This window comes from Citrobacter sp. S-77 (assembly GCF_963864895.1).
Classification (GTDB): domain Bacteria; phylum Pseudomonadota; class Gammaproteobacteria; order Enterobacterales; family Enterobacteriaceae; genus Citrobacter; species Citrobacter murliniae.
The window spans coordinates 1,081,138-1,102,199 of record NZ_CAWLWU010000002.1 but is presented as its reverse complement, the minus strand read 5'-3'; the positions used below and the strand labels follow the sequence as shown (position 1 = coordinate 1,102,199).

21 protein-coding genes are annotated in these 21,062 nt (G+C 51.0%); 12 read left to right on the top strand and 9 right to left on the bottom strand.

The features are described 5' to 3' along the window. Positions 1–9 precede the first annotated feature (9 nt). From AACS05_RS05760 to AACS05_RS05750, 3 genes are read left to right on the top strand one after another with little or no spacing between them, the layout of a single operon-like run. Positions 10–1,077: an ABC transporter permease gene (locus AACS05_RS05760; RefSeq protein ID WP_045440927.1), complete on the top strand. Its 1,068-nt coding sequence runs from the start codon at positions 10–12 to the stop codon at positions 1,075–1,077. A gap of 53 nt (positions 1,078–1,130) precedes the next feature. Next, positions 1,131–1,928 carry an SDR family oxidoreductase gene (locus tag AACS05_RS05755; RefSeq protein ID WP_045440925.1) on the top strand — a complete coding sequence of 266 codons (798 nt, stop codon included), beginning with the start codon at positions 1,131–1,133 and terminating at the stop codon, positions 1,926–1,928. A gap of 35 nt (positions 1,929–1,963) precedes the next feature. Beyond that, positions 1,964–2,749: an SDR family oxidoreductase gene (locus AACS05_RS05750; RefSeq protein ID WP_045440923.1), complete on the top strand. Its 786-nt coding sequence runs from the start codon at positions 1,964–1,966 to the stop codon at positions 2,747–2,749. A gap of 42 nt (positions 2,750–2,791) precedes the next feature. Here AACS05_RS05750 and AACS05_RS05745 read toward each other — a convergent pair whose 3' ends face one another. After that, complete coding sequence (locus AACS05_RS05745) at positions 2,792–3,496, bottom strand: GNAT family N-acetyltransferase (RefSeq protein ID WP_045440921.1); 705 nt, start codon at positions 3,494–3,496, stop codon at positions 2,792–2,794. A 144-nt stretch (positions 3,497–3,640) separates the two neighbouring features. Here AACS05_RS05745 and AACS05_RS05740 point away from each other — a divergent pair, with 144 nt between their 5' ends. Continuing rightward, positions 3,641–4,759 carry a YbdK family carboxylate-amine ligase gene (locus tag AACS05_RS05740; protein ID WP_045440919.1) on the top strand — a complete coding sequence of 373 codons (1,119 nt, stop codon included), beginning with the start codon at positions 3,641–3,643 and terminating at the stop codon, positions 4,757–4,759. A gap of 64 nt (positions 4,760–4,823) precedes the next feature. Beyond that, positions 4,824–5,072, top strand: coding sequence for a DUF1158 domain-containing protein (locus AACS05_RS05735; RefSeq protein ID WP_045440916.1), 249 nt, complete (start codon positions 4,824–4,826; stop codon positions 5,070–5,072). Between the two features lie 22 nt (positions 5,073–5,094). Here AACS05_RS05735 and AACS05_RS05730 read toward each other — a convergent pair whose 3' ends face one another. Beyond that, complete coding sequence (locus AACS05_RS05730; protein ID WP_045440915.1) at positions 5,095–5,436, bottom strand: RamA family antibiotic efflux transcriptional regulator; 342 nt, start codon at positions 5,434–5,436, stop codon at positions 5,095–5,097. A 16-nt stretch (positions 5,437–5,452) separates the two neighbouring features. Beyond that, on the bottom strand, positions 5,453–6,565 hold the full coding sequence (locus AACS05_RS05725) for an MBL fold metallo-hydrolase (RefSeq protein WP_045440913.1): 1,113 nt from the start codon (positions 6,563–6,565) through the stop codon (positions 5,453–5,455). A gap of 190 nt (positions 6,566–6,755) precedes the next feature. Between AACS05_RS05725 and AACS05_RS05720 the strand changes: the two genes are divergently transcribed. The 3 genes from AACS05_RS05720 to nfsB all read left to right on the top strand — a co-directional run bounded on the left by AACS05_RS05720 (position 6,756) and on the right by nfsB (position 8,479). Beyond that, the gene (locus tag AACS05_RS05720) at positions 6,756–7,337 is read left to right on the top strand and encodes a TetR/AcrR family transcriptional regulator (protein WP_045440912.1); all 582 of its coding nucleotides are present in this window, start codon (positions 6,756–6,758) and stop codon (positions 7,335–7,337) included. Then, positions 7,337–7,705, top strand: a complete 369-nt coding sequence (locus tag AACS05_RS05715) for an MmcQ/YjbR family DNA-binding protein (RefSeq protein ID WP_045440911.1) — start codon at positions 7,337–7,339, stop codon at positions 7,703–7,705. The genes AACS05_RS05720 and AACS05_RS05715 overlap by 1 nt, the downstream gene beginning before the upstream one ends. A gap of 120 nt (positions 7,706–7,825) precedes the next feature. Beyond that, positions 7,826–8,479: an oxygen-insensitive NAD(P)H nitroreductase gene (gene nfsB, locus AACS05_RS05710; protein ID WP_045440910.1), complete on the top strand. Its 654-nt coding sequence runs from the start codon at positions 7,826–7,828 to the stop codon at positions 8,477–8,479. A 40-nt stretch (positions 8,480–8,519) separates the two neighbouring features. Here the strand turns inward: nfsB and AACS05_RS05705 are convergent, their stop codons facing one another. Next, positions 8,520–9,386: a helix-turn-helix transcriptional regulator gene (locus tag AACS05_RS05705; protein WP_045440908.1), complete on the bottom strand. Its 867-nt coding sequence runs from the start codon at positions 9,384–9,386 to the stop codon at positions 8,520–8,522. A 107-nt stretch (positions 9,387–9,493) separates the two neighbouring features. Between AACS05_RS05705 and AACS05_RS05700 the strand changes: the two genes are divergently transcribed. Together AACS05_RS05700 and AACS05_RS05695 are read left to right on the top strand one after the other, a co-directional pair. After that, positions 9,494–10,930 (top strand): MFS transporter, encoded by a 1,437-nt coding sequence (locus tag AACS05_RS05700; protein WP_045440906.1) that lies wholly within the window; start codon positions 9,494–9,496, stop codon positions 10,928–10,930. 73 nt (positions 10,931–11,003) lie between these two features. Further along, a complete protein-coding gene (locus AACS05_RS05695; RefSeq protein WP_045440904.1) occupies positions 11,004–12,248 on the top strand; it encodes a mechanosensitive ion channel family protein in 1,245 nt (414 codons plus the stop codon). A 3-nt stretch (positions 12,249–12,251) separates the two neighbouring features. On the opposite strand, the gene AACS05_RS05690 is transcribed toward AACS05_RS05695, so the two are convergent. The 5 genes from AACS05_RS05690 to pheP all read right to left on the bottom strand — a co-directional run bounded on the left by AACS05_RS05690 (position 12,252) and on the right by pheP (position 18,301). Then, a complete protein-coding gene (locus AACS05_RS05690; protein WP_045440902.1) occupies positions 12,252–13,232 on the bottom strand; it encodes a LacI family DNA-binding transcriptional regulator in 981 nt (326 codons plus the stop codon). Between the two features lie 77 nt (positions 13,233–13,309). After that, complete coding sequence (locus tag AACS05_RS05685) at positions 13,310–14,461, bottom strand: Gfo/Idh/MocA family protein (protein ID WP_045440900.1); 1,152 nt, start codon at positions 14,459–14,461, stop codon at positions 13,310–13,312. Continuing rightward, a complete protein-coding gene (locus tag AACS05_RS05680; protein WP_045440898.1) occupies positions 14,458–15,486 on the bottom strand; it encodes a sugar phosphate isomerase/epimerase family protein in 1,029 nt (342 codons plus the stop codon). Before AACS05_RS05680 ends, AACS05_RS05685 begins: the two co-directional genes overlap by 4 nt. A gap of 15 nt (positions 15,487–15,501) precedes the next feature. Next, positions 15,502–16,743 carry an MFS transporter gene (locus AACS05_RS05675; RefSeq protein ID WP_045440896.1) on the bottom strand — a complete coding sequence of 414 codons (1,242 nt, stop codon included), beginning with the start codon at positions 16,741–16,743 and terminating at the stop codon, positions 15,502–15,504. A 163-nt stretch (positions 16,744–16,906) separates the two neighbouring features. Beyond that, the gene (gene pheP / locus AACS05_RS05670; RefSeq protein WP_045440895.1) at positions 16,907–18,301 is read right to left on the bottom strand and encodes a phenylalanine transporter; all 1,395 of its coding nucleotides are present in this window, start codon (positions 18,299–18,301) and stop codon (positions 16,907–16,909) included. 385 nt (positions 18,302–18,686) lie between these two features. Between pheP and AACS05_RS05665 the strand changes: the two genes are divergently transcribed. Continuing rightward, positions 18,687–19,862: a DnaJ family molecular chaperone gene (locus AACS05_RS05665; protein ID WP_045440893.1), complete on the top strand. Its 1,176-nt coding sequence runs from the start codon at positions 18,687–18,689 to the stop codon at positions 19,860–19,862. A 613-nt stretch (positions 19,863–20,475) separates the two neighbouring features. Next, positions 20,476–21,054 carry a helix-turn-helix transcriptional regulator gene (locus AACS05_RS05660; RefSeq protein ID WP_045440891.1) on the top strand — a complete coding sequence of 193 codons (579 nt, stop codon included), beginning with the start codon at positions 20,476–20,478 and terminating at the stop codon, positions 21,052–21,054. Positions 21,055–21,062 lie beyond the last annotated feature (8 nt).

Here is a 21,062-nt window from a genome sequence, read left to right as displayed (position 1 = left end):
GAATCCATCATGAACCAGAAATATATGATTTATATGTACCTGCTGAAGGCCAGAACGTTTATCGCTCTGCTGCTGGTGATCGCATTCTTCAGCGTGATGGTACCGAATTTCCTGACCACATCTAACCTGCTGATTATGACCCAGCATGTTGCGATCACCGGGTTACTGGCGATTGGTATGACGCTGGTGATCCTGACAGGAGGCATTGATCTGTCAGTCGGAGCCGTCGCCGGGATCTGCGGCATGGTCGCCGGAGCCTTGCTTACCAATGGACTGCCCATCTGGGGCGGCAATATCCTCTTTTTCAACGTGCCAGAAGTTATTCTCTTTGTCGCTATCTTCGGCATCATTGTTGGATTTGTTAACGGCGCGGTAATCACTCGCTTCGGAGTTGCACCCTTTATCTGTACCCTCGGCATGATGTACGTCGCCAGGGGGTCCGCCTTGCTGTTTAATGACGGTAGCACCTACCCCAACCTTAACGGTATAGAAGCACTGGGTAACACGGGCTTTGCCACGCTGGGTTCAGGCACGCTACTGGGGATTTATCTGCCCATCTGGTTGATGATTGCTTTCCTGATATTGGGCTATTGGATCACCACCAAAACCCCGCTTGGCCGCTATATCTACGCTATCGGGGGGAACGAATCTGCTGCGCGCCTGGCTGGCGTACCTATCGTAAAAGCGAAAATCTTCGTGTACGCCTTCTCCGGGTTGTGTGCCGCTTTTGTCGGTCTGATTGTGGCATCGCAACTGCAAACTGCACATCCTATGACCGGAAACATGTTTGAAATGGATGCCATTGGAGCCACCGTCCTGGGCGGAACCGCTCTTGCTGGCGGACGCGGACGGGTATCTGGCTCCATTATCGGTGCCTTTGTAATCGTCTTTCTGGCGGATGGCATGGTGATGATGGGTGTCAGCGATTTCTGGCAAATGGTGATTAAAGGCGTTGTTATCGTCACTGCTGTGGTCGTCGACCAGTTCCAGCAAAAGCTACAGAACAAGGTCATTCTGATGCGTCGCCATGAAGAAAAGCAGACGGCGGCACCCTCGGCAAACACGATATCCAGCTAATCAGCATCATTCCGCCGGGCATCTGATGCCCGGCTTATACAGGGGAAAGAAATATGCAACGTGATTTTCATGGTAAGACAATCGTCATCACAGGCGCATGCCGGGGAATTGGAGCCGGTATCGCCGAACGTTTCGCCCGAGACGGCGCAAATCTGGTGATGGTATCCAATGCCGAACGTGTCCACGAAACGGCTGAAAAACTGCGTCATCGTTACCAGGCCGACATTCTGTCTTTGCAGGTTGATGTCACCAATGAGGCGCAGGTGCAATCACTGTATGAACAGGCCGCCGCGCGCTTTGGCACCATTGATGTATCCATCCAGAACGCAGGTGTTATCACTATCGATTATTTCGACCGCATGCCGAAAGCGGATTTCGAAAAGGTCCTCGCCGTAAACACTACCGGTGTGTGGCTCTGCTGCAGGGAAGCCGCAAAATATATGGTTAAACAAAACCAGGGCTGCCTGATTAACACGTCCTCCGGTCAGGGACGCCAGGGTTTTATCTACACCCCGCATTATGCCGCCAGCAAGATGGGCGTGATCGGTATTACTCAAAGTCTGGCGCATGAGCTGGCACCGTGGAATATCACCGTCAATGCTTTCTGCCCGGGAATTATCGAAAGTGAAATGTGGGATTACAACGACCGCGTATGGGGAGAGATCCTTAGTACCGATGAAAAACGCTATGGTAAAGGTGAACTGATGGCGGAATGGGTTGAAGGCATTCCCATGAAACGAGCGGGCAAACCTGAGGATGTCGCCGGACTGGTCGCTTTCCTGGCCTCTGACGATGCTCGTTATCTCACCGGACAAACCATCAATATCGATGGCGGCCTGATTATGTCGTAACGCCCGCAAGGGTATTCGCAGGGAGAGTCATCACTATGATCGCAAAAGATTTTGCTCAACAACTGTTTAACCTTGAAGGGCGCGTCGCTTTCGTGACCGGCGCAGGCAGCGGTATTGGTCAGACTATCGCGTATGCCCTCGCCAGTGCGGGTGCTCGCGTAGTTTGCTTTGACTTGCGCGAAGACGGCGGACTAAAAGAGACCGTCAATAATATCGAAGCAATTGGCGGGCAGGCTGCACTCTATTCGGGCGATGTCCGGCAGCTTAACGACCTGCGCGCCGCAGTTGCGCTGGCGAAAAAGCAATTCGGTCGTCTGGATATTGCAGTGAATGCGGCAGGTATCGCTAACGCCAATCCCGCGCTGGAAATGGAGAGCGAACAGTGGCAACGCGTAATTGACATCAATCTCACCGGCGTATGGAACTCCTGTAAAGCCGAAGCAGAACTGATGATTGAATCCGGCGGCGGTTCGATCATCAACATCGCTTCCATGTCCGGGATTATCGTTAACCGTGGACTTGAACAGGCGCATTACAACAGTTCCAAAGCAGGCGTCATTCATCTCTCAAAAAGCCTGGCGATGGAGTGGATTGAAAAAGGTATTCGCGTGAACTCAATCAGCCCAGGCTATACCGCCACGCCGATGAATACCCGTCCGGAGATGGTTCATCAGACACGGGAGTTTGAAAGCCAGACGCCCATTCAGCGAATGGCTAAGGTGGAAGAAATGGCAGGCCCGGCGTTATTTCTTGCCAGCGATGCCGCCTCATTTTGCACCGGTGTAGATCTGGTGGTGGACGGCGGCTTTATCTGTTGGTAAATGCCAATTCGCCCGCAGATATCACATACTGCGGGCGTTAACTTAAATCGCTCTACATGCCGCCAGCGTTTTTCGCTGCCGCCCTTTTTCGTCAAAGTTTTCCGGGGCCAGCCAGCGCTGCAAAACGGCGTCACATTGCGGCCACTCGCCGTCAATCATCGATAGCCAGTCGCTGTCGCGATTGCGTCCCTTACGCACAATCTTCTGGCGAAAGCGTCCTTCGTGAACAAACCCTAAACGCTCCGCCGCCCGACGGGACGCGACATTCAGCGAGTCACATTTCCACTCCACGCGACGGTAGCCCATAGCAAATGCCTGGTTCAGCAACAGCCAGATGGTTTCGGTGCCCAGCACCGTATTTTTCATGCGTGGCGACCATGTCACATGACCAATTTCCACCGAGCCGTTTACAAGATCGATCGCCATAAAACACACCAGACCCACGGCACGTCCTGAGCGTAAATCAATCACCGCATAGGGAACCAGAGACGCATCTGTTGATTTCCCCATAATCCAGCGCACGGTCTCCTCAACGTTCGATGGACGTGTGCTGGCAAGCCAGGTCCAGTCACGCTCATCAGGAGCCTGCGCGTAGGCGTCAAACAGATCGGCTGCATGGCTGTCGGCATCCAAAGGCTCAAGACGGCAATAATGCCCTTCCAGCAACATCCGAGTCAGTGCTGACGCACCATTCCAGTCTGGAAGTGCGTCTCCTACCGTCTGCCCATAAACATTTATTTCCGGCACAGTTCACCCCTGTATAAAAAGTAAAAAACAGTTATAGCATCGGCCATTTTACGGTCAAAGCGCAGGTGCGCGATTTCTGACACTGAACGAAAAACCCCCTGCCCTTCTATACTGATTAAAAATCAACGCAGAAGGGAAAGCGCTATGTCACTACCCGATTTTCACGTCTCCGAACCGTTTACGTTAGGGATTGAACTGGAAATGCAGGTGGTCAACCCTCCAGGTTTCGATCTGAGTCAGGACTCTTCTCGGCTGATCGACGATGTTAAACCACAACTCACCGCCGGAGAGGTGAAACACGATATCACCGAAAGTATGCTGGAGATGGCGACCGGCGTCTGTCGCAACATTGATCAGGCAGCGGCGGAATTTTCCACTATGCAGCAGGTCATTATGCGATCTGCCGGTAAATACCACCTCGAAATTTGCGGCGGGGGTACACATCCCTTTCAAAAGTGGCAGCGCCAGGAAGTGTGTGATGACGAGCGCTACCGGCGTAACCTGGAAAACTTTGGCTATCTCATTCAGCAGGCGACAGTGTTTGGTCAGCATGTCCACGTTGGCTGTGAAAACGGTGATGACGCGATTTACCTCCTGCACGGCCTGTCGCGGTTTGTTCCCCATTTTATTGCACTCTCAGCCGCCTCACCTTACATGCAGGAAGCCGACACACGATTTGCCTGCGCGCGCCTTAATATTTTCTCCGGATTTCCCGATAACGGCCCCATGCCATGGGTTAAAACCTGGCAGGAATTTGAAGGACTGTTTCGCCGACTGTCCTGGACCAGCATGATTGACAGCATTAAAGATCTGCACTGGGATATCCGCCCAAGCCCACACTTTGGCACAGTAGAAGTTCGGGTGATGGACACCCCACTGACCCTTGACCATGCCGTTAATATGGCAGGATTAATTCAGGCCACCTCCCACTGGTTATTAACCGAACGTCCGTTCAAACACCAGGAGCGTGATTACCTGCTTTACAAATTTAATCGTTTTCAGGCCTGCCGTTTTGGTATGGATGGGGTATTAACCGATGTGAACACCGGGGATCATCATCGTCTGGCGGATGACACGCTACGGCTGCTGGAAAACGTTGCATCCTCGGCGAAAAAAGTGGGCGCTACCAGCGCGATTACCGCCCTACGACAGCAGGTGAAAAATGGTCATAATGAAGCGCAACAGATGCGTGATTTCGTCGCGAAAGGCGGGTCATTAAGCGGTCTGGTGAAGAAACATTGTGAGATCTGGTCTGGGCTTTAAGCAGGGTTTGCGTTAGCGGAAGATATCCCGGACAATGGGTTTTTAACTCAAGTTTAACAATGTTATGAAACACCCGCTTGAATCACTAATGACCGCCGCCGGGATCCTGCTGATGGCGTTTCTTTCCTGCCTGCTGCTACCTGCGCCCTCGCTCGGCCTGGTGCTGGCACAAAAGTTCGTCGCCGCCTTTCATTTAATGGATCTCAATCAGTTTTATACTTTGCTGTTTTGTCTGTGGTTTTTACTGCTGGGGGTGATTGAGTATTTTGTTCTGCGCTTCATCTGGCGACGCTGGTTCTCGCTGGCAGATTAATCCCGCGAGAACCCTTGCTGCGCTAGTGGGTGCGACTGTGATTTTCTTTACGATAAGCGCCGGGCGGCTGGCTAAACGTACGAGTGAAAATCCGTGTAAAAGTCTGTTGTGAATCGAAGCCATACTTCAGACAAATATCGTACACTTTCTGGTCGGTATCACGCAGGTCACGCGCCGCCAGTAATAGCTTACGTTCACGGATGTAACGCCCGAGGCTTTCACCTTTGTACTGCATAAACAAACGCTGCAAGTGCCATTTTGAATATCCCGCGTGGCGGGCAATATCATCAATGCGCAATGGTTGATTTAAATTATCATCAATCCATTCGACAATTGTTTCGATAACCTGAGCAGAAATCGTCATCGTCATCTCCCTGTGTTCATTGGGCCGTTTGCTGCCACCAGGCCGTAAACTGTTGGTCTGGTTCGGACAGTACTACCTGCTCACCCAGCATAGGCGTCAGCAAACGGTAATCTTTGAGGCGACTGGCAAGCGCCAGGCGTTTGTAGGGATCGTCCCAGGTGTGTTTTGCCAGAACGAAGCGACCGGCATGTCCCGGTAAAACGGCTTTCGCATGGAGATCCGCTGCCGCCTGCGCAGTCTCTTCCGGCATCATGTGGATAAACTTCCAGTCCTGGTCATATTGACCATTTTCCATGATGGCTAAATCGACCGTACCAAACTGCTCGCCAATCGCTTTAAAATGCGGTCCGTAGCCGGAGTCTCCGCTGTAATAAACGTTCTGTTCTGGCGTTTCAAACATGAAACTTGCCCACAACGTTTGATTACGTTTAATGCCTCTCCCCGAAAAATGGCGCGCCGGCAGTACATGGACAATCAGTGAATCAGTCACTCTGACGGACTGATTCCAGTCACGCTCCTCTATTATCTCGCTGTTCATTCCCCAGTAACGCAGGTGTGAACCAACGCCAAGCGGGGTAATCACCCGTTTAATCTTTGGCATCAACGCCTTGATGGTTGCATGATCCAGATGGTCATAGTGGTCATGTGAGATGATCAGCAAATCGATTTCCGGCATGTTCTGCGCCGTCCACGGGTAATCCCCGACAAAGGCTTTATTCAGAAACGAAAACGGCGCTGCGTAATTGCTGAACACCGGATCAATAAGGATTCGTTGGCCAGCCAACTGTAAGTACCACGAGGAGTGGCCCAGCCAGACCAGGGTATCTTGCTCCGGTGATAAACTCGCGAGATGGGTCGCCACCAGCGGTAGCGGTTGTGCAGGCCGCGCATTTTCACGTTTAGCAACCAGAAACTCCCACCACGCCGCCAACATACTTTTGTTGCCGGTATAGCCCGGTGTAGGCACCTGGTTATGAAACTGTCCATCACGATAGTACGGCGACTGTTCAACCTGGTTTAGTTGTGCCCCTTGCGGCGCCTGACCAAATCCAGCATTGAGTACGAATGGTAAACTTGCAGTAGCGGCAATGAGCATAATAACAACCACACAAACTGTGAGACGCTTCATATCCTGACCTTAAACGCGCCTCCTTTCCGTTGGTTTGCGCGACTGACTCTTGATTATGAGTGAGTAAGCACTCATTATAGAAATCGAAAGTTCGCCGTCAAGATGATTTTCAATCTTTGACATTCGCCGTTGCGGTACTGCAAAGGCCGTGATTCAATCGTGTTTTTTACAGACTTAAGGGTAAAGTGTAGTGGCTCGTCCGAAGAGTGAAGACAAAAAAATGGCATTACTGGAAGCTGCAACCACAGCATTTGCACAATCTGGCATTGCGGCCTCTACCGCCGTCATTGCCCGTAATGCTGGGGTTGCGGAGGGAACGTTGTTTCGCTATTTCGCGACAAAAGATGATCTCATCAACGAGCTTTATCTCTATCTAAAGCACGATCTCTGTCAGTCGATGATGGCTAATCTGGACCGTTCGGAGACCGATGCCAAAACTATGACTCACTACATCTGGAACAGCTACATTAGCTGGGGTTTGAATCACACTACCGGGCACCGTACCATTCGCCAGCTTGCCGTCAGCGAGAAAATCTCCAAAGAAACCGAACAACAGGCTGACGATATGTTCCCGGAACTACGCGATCTTTGTCATCGCTCCGTGCGGCCCGAGTTCATGTCTGACGAGTATCGCGCCTTCGGCGACGGGCTTTTTCTGTCGCTGGCGGAAACAACAATGGAATTCGCCGCCCGCGATCCTGCCCGTGCAAATGAATACATTGCTATGGGATTTGAAGCTATGTGGCGTGCGCTCACCCGCGAGGAAAAATAATGGACGGTCAGACATTACACGCTTGTGCGAAACGTGTTGCGCTTGAACTCCCTTTTACCGAGCTCTGCTGGCCATTCGGCCCTGAGTTTGACGTCTTTAAGGTCGGCGGCAAGATTTTTATGATTGTCTCCGAGCAACGCGGACGCCCTCTGGTCAACCTGAAGTCTGAACCGCAAAAATCGCTGTTAAATCAGCAGATTTACCGCAGCATCGAGCCAGGCTATCACATGAATAAAAAGCACTGGATCTCGGTCTATCCTGGTGACGATATTAGCGAGTCATTACTAACAGAGCTGGTGAATGACTCATGGCATCGGGTTGTTGACGGTCTTCCTAAACGGGATCAAAAACGCCTGCGCCCCACCTGATTTATCGTTAGCGCCAATAAGTGTTTTTGCATTTTTCCGTCTTATCTTTTTTTCGCTAACCCTGTACCCTGCTGAAACTAAAACGCACCCGCAGGGTACGAAAAACCACCAGGAGTTTTTATGGATATTGTTTCTGTCGCCTTAAAACGTTACTCCACTAAGGCATTCGATCCGAGTAAAAAACTGACCGCTGAGCAGGCAGAAAAATTAAAAACGCTGCTGCAGTTCAGTCCGTCCAGCACCAACTCCCAGCCGTGGCATTTCATCGTTGCCAGCACTGACGAAGGGAAAGCGCGCGTAGCAAAATCCGCCGCCGGTAACTTTGTGTTCAACGAGCGTAAAATGCTTGATGCTTCTCACGTCGTGGTGTTCTGCGCCAAAACAGCTATGGACGACGCGTGGTTGGAGCGTGTCGTGGATCAAGAAGAGATCGATGGTCGTTTTGCGACCCCGGAAGCCAAGGCGGCTAACCACAAAGGGCGCACATTCTTTGCTGACATGCACCGCAAAGAGCTCAAAGATGACAACCACTGGATGGCAAAACAGGTGTACCTGAACGTAGGTAACTTCCTGTTGGGCGTTGCGGCGATGGGCCTGGATGCCGTGCCGATCGAAGGTTTTGATGCCGCAGTTCTCGACGCAGAGTTTGGCCTGAAAGAAAAAGGCTACACCAGCGTGGTTATCGTCCCGGTGGGCCACCACAGCGTAGAGGACTTCAACGCCGCACTGCCAAAATCACGCCTGCCACAGGAAACAACGCTGACGGAAGTCTGATTTCCCCATACAGCCCGGGAGGCTTACGCCATCGGGCTTTTTACTGCTTATCCAGCCACGCTAATGCTTGCTCCCCGGCTGCATCCATCGGTAAATAAACCAGCAGTCGCGAACCGTTACGAGGTGCTGAATACCAGTACATCTGCTGCAAACTAAAACGCCCCAACTGCGGATGGTGAAAGTTTTTCACCTGATTTTCCACGCCCCGAACCTCATAACGCTGATGCCACAACGCTTCGAACTCAGAAGACGCGGCAAAAAAACGCGCCAATTTATTCTCCCAGATCGGATCGCCCCGATGCTCCGCCATTTCTGCACGAAAGTACGAGACAAACGTCGGTAATACATCGCAATTTTCGATACGGCTTCGCCAGGTTTCATTGGTGAGATAGAGGTAAATACAGTTGCGGTCTTCGTCCGGAAGCGTAGCAAAATCAATCCCCATTAAGCGGCAAAAACTGTCATTCCACGCCACAATGTCAAAACTGGGTTTCTGGATGCTGGCAGGCTGCGGCATCAGACTGTCTAGCATCCGCCGGGTGCCTGGACTGATGCCTTCACACACCGTAGCCGCCGTCGATTCCGGCGGTGTCAATCCTGCCAGCACAAACAGGTGACGGGTTTCCAGAGGGCTGCATTGCAGTGCATTCGCCACGCTCAGCAGTACCGTTTGCGACGGGTTCACCTCGCGCCCCTGCTCCAACCAGGTGTACCAGGTTACACCAACATTAGCCAGCATCGCGACCTCTTCGCGGCGCAGGCCGGGTGTTCGCCGCCGCCCGACTCTCGGCAGCCCCAGTCGTTGCGGGTCAAGGCTTTCTCGTCGCGCACGCAAAAACGCACCGAGCTGTTTGCGGCTGTCATCAGGAAGGATAGCCACAGATTCAGGTTGTGCCATTACCGCCATATACACTCCAGCATGGTAGTACCAATACCCGTATAACCAGGAACTGGTACCCGTTTAATTATTCAGTGATGCTACGTCCATCTGCTGAATGACGCAATGGAGTTACCATGAATACCTCAGTTGTTTCACCCGGTCGCGTAGGGTTACTGCTGTTACTCACAGGCCAAATGCTGCCGCTTATTGATACATCAATTACCAATGTCGCGTTGGATTCCATTACGCAGTCGCTACAGGCTACCACGACCCAGCTTGAGTTGATTGTTGCCTTGTACGGTGTGACCTTCGCCGTCTGTCTGGCGTTAGGAAGCAAACTCGGCGATAACTACGGTCGCCGCCGCCTGTTTATGTGGGGCGTCGTCGTGTTTGGGTTAGCATCCCTGTTTTGCGGTTTGGCAAACTCCATAGACATGTTACTGAGTGCCCGTGTTTTACAAGGTGCGGGGGCTGCGCTAATCGTACCGCAGATTCTCGCCACGCTTCACGTCACGTTGAAAGGTACAGCACATGCGCGAGCCATCAGTTTGTACGGGGGTATTGGCGGTATCGCTTTTATCGTAGGCCAGATGGGTGGGGGATGGTTAGTTTCAGCAGATATTGCCGGACTGGGCTGGCGCAACGCGTTTTTTATTAATGTCCCGATCTGCCTGTTGGTGCTGATTTTCAGCCGCCGTTATGTCCCCGAAACTACCCGAGAAACCCGGGCCGATATTGACTGGCTGGGAACCACCGGTCTGGCAGCTATCCTCTGTTGCCTCCTTTTTCCGATGGCATTAGGCCCAGAAACCGGCTGGCCATGGCAGACACAGGTAGCACTTGTCGCAATCCTGCCGTTGGGGTGGTGGATGCGGAGCAATGCATTACACCAGGAACAACGTCAGCAACAGCCTCTTTTGCCACCACGCCTGTTGAGGCTCAGCAGCATCCGGTTCGGTGTCCTGATTGCATTACTGTTTTTTAGCGCCTGGTCAGGTTTTATGTTCTGCATGGCTCTGACCCTGCAAGCAGGTCTTGGTATGGCACCGTGGGAATCCGGCAACAGCTTTATTGCCCTCGGCGCGGCCTATTTTATCTCAGCGTGTTATGCGCCGCGATTGATTGCCCGCTATAGCACAGGGCGTATTCTGTTAACCGGCCTGGTCATTCAAATTACAGGATTAACAGGGCTCATACTGACCTTCTGGCATTCGGGCCTGCAAACTTCAGTGTTCACGCTGATCCCGGCGACAACGCTTATCGGTTACGGCCAGGCGCTGATTGTGAACAGTTTTTATCGTATCGGTATGCGCGATATCACCACACATGATGCAGGTGCCGGAACGACCATTTTGAGTACGCTACAGCAGGCTACACTCGGGCTCGGCCCCGCCGTGTTAGGCGCGTTGTTTTTGCATCTGCAGCAGCATAACCACGGTGATTATACGCGGTCGGTTATCGGGTTTTTGGCCGTCGAAGCCGCAATGATGATTGTTCTGCTTCTGGCAACGTTATTTTTCCGTCGCACGCTGAATGTCGTACAAACCCGTGCCTGTGTCGCCTCAAAATAGAGAGTGAGGAGTACGCATTTGCATAACCTCTGCACAGCGGTCATCATAGACCGCTGTTTATTAAGGAGACGTTATGCAGGAATTGATATCTCAGGTGGAAGAACTCGGCATTGAAATGAATCACACCACTTCGCTGGTGATGATTTTTGGCATTATTTTTATCACCGCCATTATTGTTCACGTTATTTTGCACTGGGTGGTACTACGCGCATTTGAAAAACGTGCCAACGCCAGCTCCCGTCTGTGGCTACAAATCATCACGCAGAACAAATTATTTCATCGTCTGGCGTTTACGCTGCAAGGTATCATCGTCAATATCCAGGCTGCTCTCTGGTTACAAAAAGGAAGCGAAGCCGCCGAAATATTAGTGACCTGCGCACAGCTGTGGATCATGATGTACGCTCTGCTATCCTTATTCTCCCTGCTGGACGTTATTCTCAATCTGTCGCAGAAACTCCCTGCCGCATCACAGCTACCGTTAAAAGGTATATTTCAGGGCATCAAGTTAATCGGTGCAATTATCATCGGTATTTTGATGATTTCCCTGTTGATTGGCCAGTCACCAGCAATACTCATTAGTGGCTTAGGTGCCATGGCCGCCGTCTTAATGCTGGTATTTAAAGATCCAATCCTCGGTCTGGTCGCCGGAATACAACTTTCTGCCAACGATATGCTCAAACTGGGCGACTGGCTGGAAATGCCGAAATACGGCGCAGATGGCGCGGTGATCGATATCGGTTTAACCACTGTCAAAGTACGTAACTGGGATAATACCATTACCACTATTCCAACCTGGTCGCTGGTATCGGACTCCTTTAAAAACTGGAGCGGGATGTCAGCGTCCGGCGGTCGCCGAATTAAACGCAGCATCAATATTGATGCCACCAGCATTCATTTTCTCGATGAGGATGAACGCCAGCGACTGCACAAAGCGCACTTGCTTAAACCGTATTTAACGACACGCCATCAGGAAATTAATGAATGGAACCAGCAGTTAGATGCGCCTGAATCCGTACTAAATCACCGTCAGATGACCAATATCGGGACGTTTCGCGCCTATCTGAACGAATATTTACGTCACCATCCACGCATCCGCAAAGATATGACGTTGATGGTTCGCCAGTTGGCCCCGGACGATCACGGTTTACCTATTGAGATTTATGCCTTCACCAATACGGTAGTGTGGCTGGAATACGAAAGTATTCAGGCTGATATCTTCGACCATATTTTTGCCGTGGTCGAAGAGTTTGGTTTACGCATTCATCAGTCCCCTACCGGGAATGATATTCGTGCGCTGTCAGGCGCATTTCAGCGGTAGTCCTCAGGTGCTGGCGCGTGAAATATAGCGCCAGTCCATCATGACCCTTTCGGCAGGGGCATCTGGATTTTCAATTCTATTTAGCAATAACCCTACCGCCTTGCGGCCAATATCGCGCGAGGGTTGCTCAATGGTCGTAAGCTGTGGGGAGACCATTTCCGCCAGTTCCGTGCCGTCAAATCCAACCACGGCAATGTCCTGTGGGATCTGTAACCCGGCGTTGATAATCGCGCGCATGGCTCCGGCTGCCAGCGTGTCGGACACGGCAAATACCGCATCGGGTTTCACCTCTGCCGCCAGTAAGGTTTCCATCGCGGCAATACCAGCGCTGGAACTTAATTCACTGGCGTACTCCACCGCCTGATACTCAAGCGACAGCGCATGCAGCGCCGCTTTGTATCCCCGTTCACGCAAACGCGCGTATTTATAGCTCAGATCATGGTTGATCAACGCAATGCGCCGGTAGCCCTTGTCCACCAGATGCGATATCACCGACTGCGCGGCATCCACATCGTTGATACCCACACAGGAAACCGCACCTTTATCGGCATATTCCGCACACTGCACCCAGGGCGCATCGCCAATCAACGTAGTCAGTTCTGGTAATTTAGAAAACGCATCCATGGTGATGATGCCGTCAACGATTTTACCTGACAGCAGTTTCAGTGCTGATTTCGAGCGGGCCGTATCAGAGCCAGAATTACACAGCAAAATGCGATAGCCGTTCTTCTCAGCCTCCTCCTCAATGCCTTTCACCACCTCGGCACAAAAAGGGTTGGCTATGTTGGAGACCATCACCAGGATCATCGAGCTTCGTGCCGTGCGTAGTTGGCGGGCAAGCAGGTTGGGCTGATAATTGCTTTCCTTGATAGCCTGTAGCACGCGCTCGCGGTTTTTGGCTTTGACGGTATCACTGTTATTCAGCACTCGTGATACCGTCGCCACCGATACACCGGCAAGCTGGGCGATTTTTTGAATAGACATAACGACGACACATCCTGCGGTTTTCGCTTTGCGTTGAGGCTACCATAAAATCACCGCCCGGCGAACCGGGTGCGTATTTAACGCTGTACCGACACCCAACGCTGCTGCTGATGGCTTTTTATAATAGCATCAATGATATACATCACATCAGCACCATCCGTGAACGAAGCAAAACGACGGGCCTCAGGTGCAGGCATTTTCCCTGCCTGCACCGCCTGGTAAAACTGCAGCATCATATTTTTGAACGCATCTGGCCACCCCTCAATATGTCCGCCCGGAAAATGCGCACTTGCGGCTACCTCGGCATTCATCAGTCCCGGATCATCCGTCAGGATCTGATTCGCCTGCTGGCGATGTCCCACCCATAGTTGCTGCGGTGTTTCCTGGTCCCAGCTCAAAGAATGTTGGCTGCCGTTAATCTCAAAACTCAGATGGTTCTTTCGCCCGGCGCTGACCTGAGAAACACTAAAACAGCCCTTGCTACCATCCTCAAAACGCACCAGCACCGATCCACAGTCTTCGGTAGTAACCGGTTTATCTTCAAGCTGTCGGTCTGCGGTCTGCTGATTAAAGGTCGCACCACCGGTAATGCTGGCTTTGCGTGTTGGCCAGACGATAGCAAGATCGGCCATCACCTCCACAATACGCTTGCCAGTAACGAACTGCACCGTGTCGCACCAGTGCGAGCCGATATCTGCCACTGCCCGCGAGCCACCGCCAAGTGCTGCATCGACGCGCCAGTTGTAGTCAGTTTCCAGCAGCATCCAGTCCTGCAAATAGCAGCCCTGCACGGCAAACAGACGCCCAACGCTGCCGTTGCGTACCATGCTGGCCGCCTGCTGTACCATTGCAAACTGGCGATAAACAAAGCTAACACCATGCACCACGCCCGCCTGCTCAGCCAGATCCACCAGTTCATGAGCCTCATCAGGCGTCATACAGAGCGGCTTTTCAGAAAATACATGCAGCCCGGCACGCAAAATCTGTCGATTGATGTCAGCATGCAGATGATTCGGCGTGCAGTTATGCACCACCTGTAGCCCCGGATGCGCCAGCAATGCCTCAACGCTGCCGTACGCATGGGGAACATGTAACGAACGAGCCCGTTCATCAGCAACGGCCTGTGAGCTGTCGCAAAGTGCCACCACGTTCACATTACCCAGTCGACGCAGCGCCTCAATATGCGCAGGCCCAATAAATCCGCTACCAATAATGCCAACCTGTATCATTTGCGTACCTCATCGCCAGCGGCAAAATCATCAAATGCGCGAGATGAAACCGGAATAATATGGCGTTGAATAAACCCGCTACCTTCACTGGCCCCCGTTTCTGCCTCTTTCAAACAGCATTCCCACTCCAGGACTGCCCAACCAGGATAATCATATTGCGTGAGTTTGCTGAAAATCGTTTTGAAATCAACCTGTCCATCCCCCAGCGAGCGGAACCGTCCGGCGCGGTCAATCCATGGCTGATAGCCGCCGTACACGCCGCTTCGGCTATTGGCACGGTACTCAGCATCTTTAACGTGAAACGCTTTGATGCGCGAATGGTAGATATCGATAAACCCGAGATAGTCCATCTGTTGCAATAGCAGGTGGCTGGGATCGTAAAGGATATTGCAACGCGGATGATCATCAACCAGCGCCAAAAAACGCTCAAAAGTGACGCCATCATGCAGATCTTCGCCTGGATGGATCTCATAACAAACATCCACGCCGTGTTCATCAAAACAGTCAAGAATGGGCCGCCAACGACGTGCCAGTTCCTGAAATGCCTCCTCAAAACGCTGGCGATTATGCGGTGGCCACGGATAAAAATAGGGCCAGGCGAGAGAACCAGAAAACGTCGCGTGCGCCGTCAGCCCCAGCCTTTGTGAAGCGGCCGCAGCCTGTTGTAACGTCTGTGTCGCCCACGCCTGGCGGGCCTGGGGATCGGCGCGTAATGACTGTGGTGCAAATCCGGCAAAAGCATCATCGTAGGTAGGATGGACCGCAACCAGTTGACCTTCGAGATGAGTGGATAACTCGCTGATCGCCAGTCCATGTTCCGCCAGCATCCCGCGAATATCATCGCAGTAGGTCTGGCTTACCGCAGCCTGTTCGACATCAAACAGCGACTTGTGATTACACGGGATCTGTAATGCCTTATAGCCTAATCCCGCCGCCCACTCAGCCAGCCCTTTCAGGGTGTTAAACGGAGGTTGCCCACCGATAAACTGTGCCAGAAAAATCCCCGGTCCCTTAATGGTTCTCATAACCCCTCCTGAATATTACGCGCGCTCTTTCTCGTCATACTTGAAAGAGAAAAGGAAAATCACAGCAATTACTGCGGCGGCGACTGCCGGGATCCACCAGAATGTAGTCCATGCCTGAGGCACGGTCTGTCCCGCGACCAGTCGGTTATACAGCGCACCGGAAATTTGCGAACCCAGCAGCATGCCAATCCCGTAGGTAAACATGACGATCATGCTTTGCGCCTGACCTTTTACTTTTTCCCCGGCAATACGGTCGGTGTAGATAAAGCCAACCACAAAGAAGAAGTCGTAACACACCCCATGTAACAAAATACCGAGATAAAGCAGGAAACGCCCCTCTTCACTGATGCCAAGCGCAAAGAAGGCATAACGCACAAACCAGGCGCACATGCCGATAAGCAGCATGTATTTCACGCCCAGTCGTCGGAACAAGAACGGGATCACCAGCATGAAGAAAATTTCAGACATCTGGCCGAATGACATGGCCGTGCTGACATCACCAACGCCCGCATCCGCCAGAAACGACGCGGTGTACGCATAGTATGTCCCCAGCGGCACTGAGATTAACGTCGCGCAGAGAGAGAAGACAAAGAAGTGGCGAGTTTTGAGTAAAGCAAAGGCATCTGCGCAAAACAGATCACGCACTTTTACCGGCAGCCCTTTCGCCGGAGCGGGTGTATTGGGCAACGTCAGACTATAGAGCGCCAGAATCACTGAAATAACCGCAGCCAGCGTAAAGATGCCTGTCGTATCTGAAATGCCGGTTACGCCGATGAAGATCCCCGCGACAATCCAGCCAATAGTGCCAAACACCCGCACTACCGGGAAAGTTTTGTCTTTATCGGACAAGCTATGAAATGCGATATTGTTGGTCAACGCCAGCGTTGGCATGTAGCACAACGTGTAGCCAAACAGCAGACCAATCAGCAGTGCGCCGTTTTGCGCCACCAGCGCCTGCGGCACAAACCAGAGGATCGCAGCCCCAGCAAGGTGCATCACCGCCATCACCTTTTGCGAAGCAAAGAAGCGATCCACCAACATCCCCAAGACAAACGGCGACAAAATCGAGGCGATTGGTCCGGCGGAAAACGCATCACCAATCAGTAGCGACATGTTGTGCTGGCTCATCACCAACCCCAACGTGACAGACCAGCTTCCCCAAATAAAGAACTGTAAAAACATCATTAGCGAGAGCCTCGGCACCAGCAGTCTGTACCGTACGCTCTGTTTTCCACTACTTTCGGTTGTCGACACCATTTTTTGCCTCACCTTTAAAAAGTAATCGATTACAAACAGGTTCAAATAAAAAGTAATCGATTACAAAATAAAGATCCTGTGAAGCGATTCAGAACTGCGAGTTCAATCACGATAAAGATCGAGAGATGACCGATCTCATCATCAGGATGAGATCGGTTAGCGATTAGCGGGCTTTACGGCGCAGCAGTTTGAAGGCAACAAACAGGAACAGGATCCATGCCGGCAGCAGCATGGCCGACAAGCGCATATCATCCATGGTACACATCAGCACCAGGATCAAAGCAAGGAAGGCAATACACAGATAGTTTCCGACCGGATATAACAGCGCCTTGAACTGGGTATCACGCCCCTTGCGACGCATCGCCGCACGGAAACGCAGATGCGCCAGACAAATCATAATCCAGTTCAGCAACAGGGTCGCAACCACCAGCGCCATCAGCAAACTAAACGCTTTTTGCGGCAGCACGTAGTTGATCAATACCACCAGCGATGTGATAGCGCCGGAAAGAATCAATGAGTTAACTGGCACGCCGCGACGGCTGACACGGGTTAGAAACTTCGGTGCATTCCCCTGTACCGAAAGGCCAAACAGCATACGGCTATTGGAATACACGCCACTGTTATAGACCGACAGCGAAGCTACCAGGATAACGAAGTTGAGCGCTGAAGCCACCACGTTGCTGTCAAGATTATGGAAAATCATGACAAACGGGCTGCTGTTTGATTTCACTTCCACCCAAGGATACAGCGCCAGCAATACCACCAGTGAGCCGATGTAAAACAGCAAAATACGATACACCACCTGGTTTACTGCTTTCGGGATACTTTTTTGAGGATCCTGTGCTTCAGCCGCTGTAATGCCGATCAGCTCCAGTCCACCAAAAGAAAACATAATCACTGCCAGCGACAGGATCAAACCATTCCAGCCGGTAGCAAAGAAACCGTTGTAGCGCCAGAGATTATCGATGCTCGCATGTTCACCGCCGTTGCCGGAAAACAGCATCCATATACCAAAACCAATCATGCCGATAATCGCCAGCACTTTAATCAGTGCGAACCAGAATTCCGTTTCACCATACAGACGAACGTTGACCAGATTGACGGCATTGATAATAACAAAGAAAGCGGCGGCCCAAATCCAGGTCGGGACATCGGGCAGCCAGTACTGCATGTAGATCCCGGCTGCGGTAAGCTCCGCCATGCCGACCAGTACAAACATTACCCAGTAGTTCCAGCCAGACAGAAAGCCGGCAAAGGGTCCCCAGTATTTATAGGCAAAGTGGGCAAACGATCCGGAAACGGGTTCTTCAACCACCATTTCGCCCAACTGACGCATAATCAGAAACGCGATTATTCCGGCGACACCGTAGCCCAGCAGGACCGCAGGTCCCGCCATCTGAATTGCCGGGCCAATCCCCAGAAACAGGCCCGTGCCAATTGCGCCACCCAGCGCAATTAATTGAATATGGCGGTTTTGCAACCCCCGCTGAAGCGTCGGTTCATTAGTCGACGCGGCATCGGACACACTAGTGTCAGATGCAGTTGACGCGTTTTTCACGCCCTACCCCTGTGTGGTTTTTATTGAAGGGGCTTCTTTTAACATTTCAACCTGGTTGTCGCAAGGCGCAATCGTTTGGATACGCCGGGCTGCCTTAACTCAACGCGCCGGGGCTCAGGATAAAAAATCAGAAGTCATCGCTCACGAAAATCTTCAATACCAGAGTTCGCGCAGCTTGCGGACGATATAAAAGATGAAACGAGGCTTTGAACACCCGAACAAATGCGCGTTACTGCCGCTTTTTTATAATTACCGTGAATTATTCTGGACGAAAAGGCATCGCAGGCCACAGAATGCGCTTTACTGTTTTTCCAACATTTTCAAACGGGTGAACCCACTCTGGTATCGGTCACTCGTTTTTGAGCCACGCCAGGCAACGACTGTCATGAATAAGATCATTAAACGACTCGAAATCGTCAAAAGCGCCATCGAACTGGAAGATGAGGAGATTATTTTCCAGCAGCTGGCACATCTGAAAAATGAACCATTGGCAGTCATTCCTGGTGCGATAGTACAGGCTATCGAAGAGCGACGTTTCAACGATGCCCTACGCGAAATTTCCGGCTGGTTACAATCTCAGCGCGCGGTATCAACGTGGCAAGACCCTGGCATCGCAGCCAGTAAACTCGAGCTAAAAGCGCTCGAGTCACAACTGCGAGACCTTATTGATAAGCGCAACACACACATTCAAATCCTGGATGAATTTAACGACCTGTACCATCTTCGCCTCGGCCCGTTAATGAGCCGGATTCTGGAACTGCGCAAACAACTGGCCGCCAGCGCACTGCGCAAACAGGAAGCGGAGAGAAAACGACGGGAAAAAGATTATCAGTCCTGCCAGCACTATATTTCACAGGCCGTTGATCAACTGGCAAAACTTAAGCAGCACTGGGTGAACCTGAGTTCTGACTCCCGTGAGTCCGTAGAAACCCGTCAGCGTATTCAGCAACAAACTGAGCTTATCACCGCCCTGCTGGCAGAAATCCGTGAACTGGAAAACGATTTTTCTCGTCAGGACGACAGCGCTACCCGGCAGGCTCAGGAAGAGGCCAGCCATGAATATGATGAATACCAGGAACAACAGCAGGATGCTCAGCATCGCTTTACCCGCGATCAGCGGCTATCTCCGAATGAACGTAATGAGTTAAAACGCCTGTGGCGTCAGGCCAGCCGCCTTTGCCACCCGGACGTCGTAGCAGATGATTTAAAAGAAAAGGCACATCAGATGATGGTGCAGCTTAATCAGGCGCGACAAAATGCCGATCTGGCAGCCGTTCGGGCATTGCTTACCCAACTGCAAAGCGGCCTTGAACCAATGATGGCAAGTGACCGACTGAACGATCTGGAGCATTTACGCAGCAAAATACAGCAGCTCAGAGAGCAAATTAGTGCTCTGCTCAAAGAGATTACCGAACTGGAAGCTGAAAACGCCTGGCGCCTGGCCACTTCAGTGACGGATAAAGAGGCTTATTTTTCAGATCAACAACGGGCATTAACGGAGATCCGTAACACGCTGGAAGTACAGGTACAACAAGTGGAACAAGAGCTGTTGGCCAGTTGAGGATTCTCGGGTTGCGTGATGAACACAGTGGTGATGGCATGAGTGATTTGCGCATTAAGCACGAATAGCTCATTTTGACATTAAATTTTAAAATTTACATAAAACTAAGGATAAAATCATAAAATATAAATAATTAAAGACATTTAATTCAAATATGACAATATTTTCATCTACCAACAACCCTCATACTTTACTGCCCTGACGCTGGTTAAGAATTCTCTCACCCCCTTCCCTATCTGTTAAGAACACTACATATCTTATTGTATTAAAAAGATTTTTATAAAATAGCCATCTATAACCCTAAGAATCCCCTGTCTTTGTCACACTGGCTGACAGGAAACCCCGACGATTCATAAGCGAAATCTATCAATCATCTGCTCAGAGGTGAAATAAACGATTTATCTTAAATTTTCACAAAGAGTAATATCTACTTTAAGAATAGTTAATTATTTAAATCAATACAGAGAATATCTGTTAAATCCGAATAAATAAGGATGCGTTCAAACCGAAGAACGGAATACGAAATTTAATTAACACTTCACGCGTCGTAAAAAACTCTTTTTTAGCATAAAAAAGAGGCGATTGCTTGCACCAAAATTTCAAGGAGATCGTTATGTCTAAGGCTGTTTTTTTGGGTGATTCAATTTACCCCTGGCTAGGCATGCGAGAAATCCTACGTGGCTCATCATTATTAATTGATATCGCGTACTTTTCCTCACAGACGCTTTCTGCCGTCAACAAGCTATCTCATGAAACAGATTGCATCATTATTAACCCCGGCAATTCAGATTTATTAAAATATGCCCGGATTATCCGCAATATGGCTTTACATCCCTCCACGAAAATTATCGTTCTGGCAGATGAAGTCACCTTCTCTATATTTCAAACTGTTTGCGGGGTGAACATGCAGTTTCTGGATCAAGACGCCAGCCTTGATCAGCTACTGCATACAATAACTCGTATCACACAAAACAAAAAATCACGCAATATCAAAGAACTGAACAATAAAATTACAGCTAACGAATTCAACGTAATGATGATGCTTGCCCGAGGCTGGTCGCTGACACAAATCGCCGGAGCATCACAAAAAAGCGAAAAAACTATTGGAGCGTACAAAAGCAACATCGCCAGAAAACTCGGTAAACATAATACCCGGCTAAAGTACACCATCTCCCACTATAGCCAGTCGTAACTTACTTA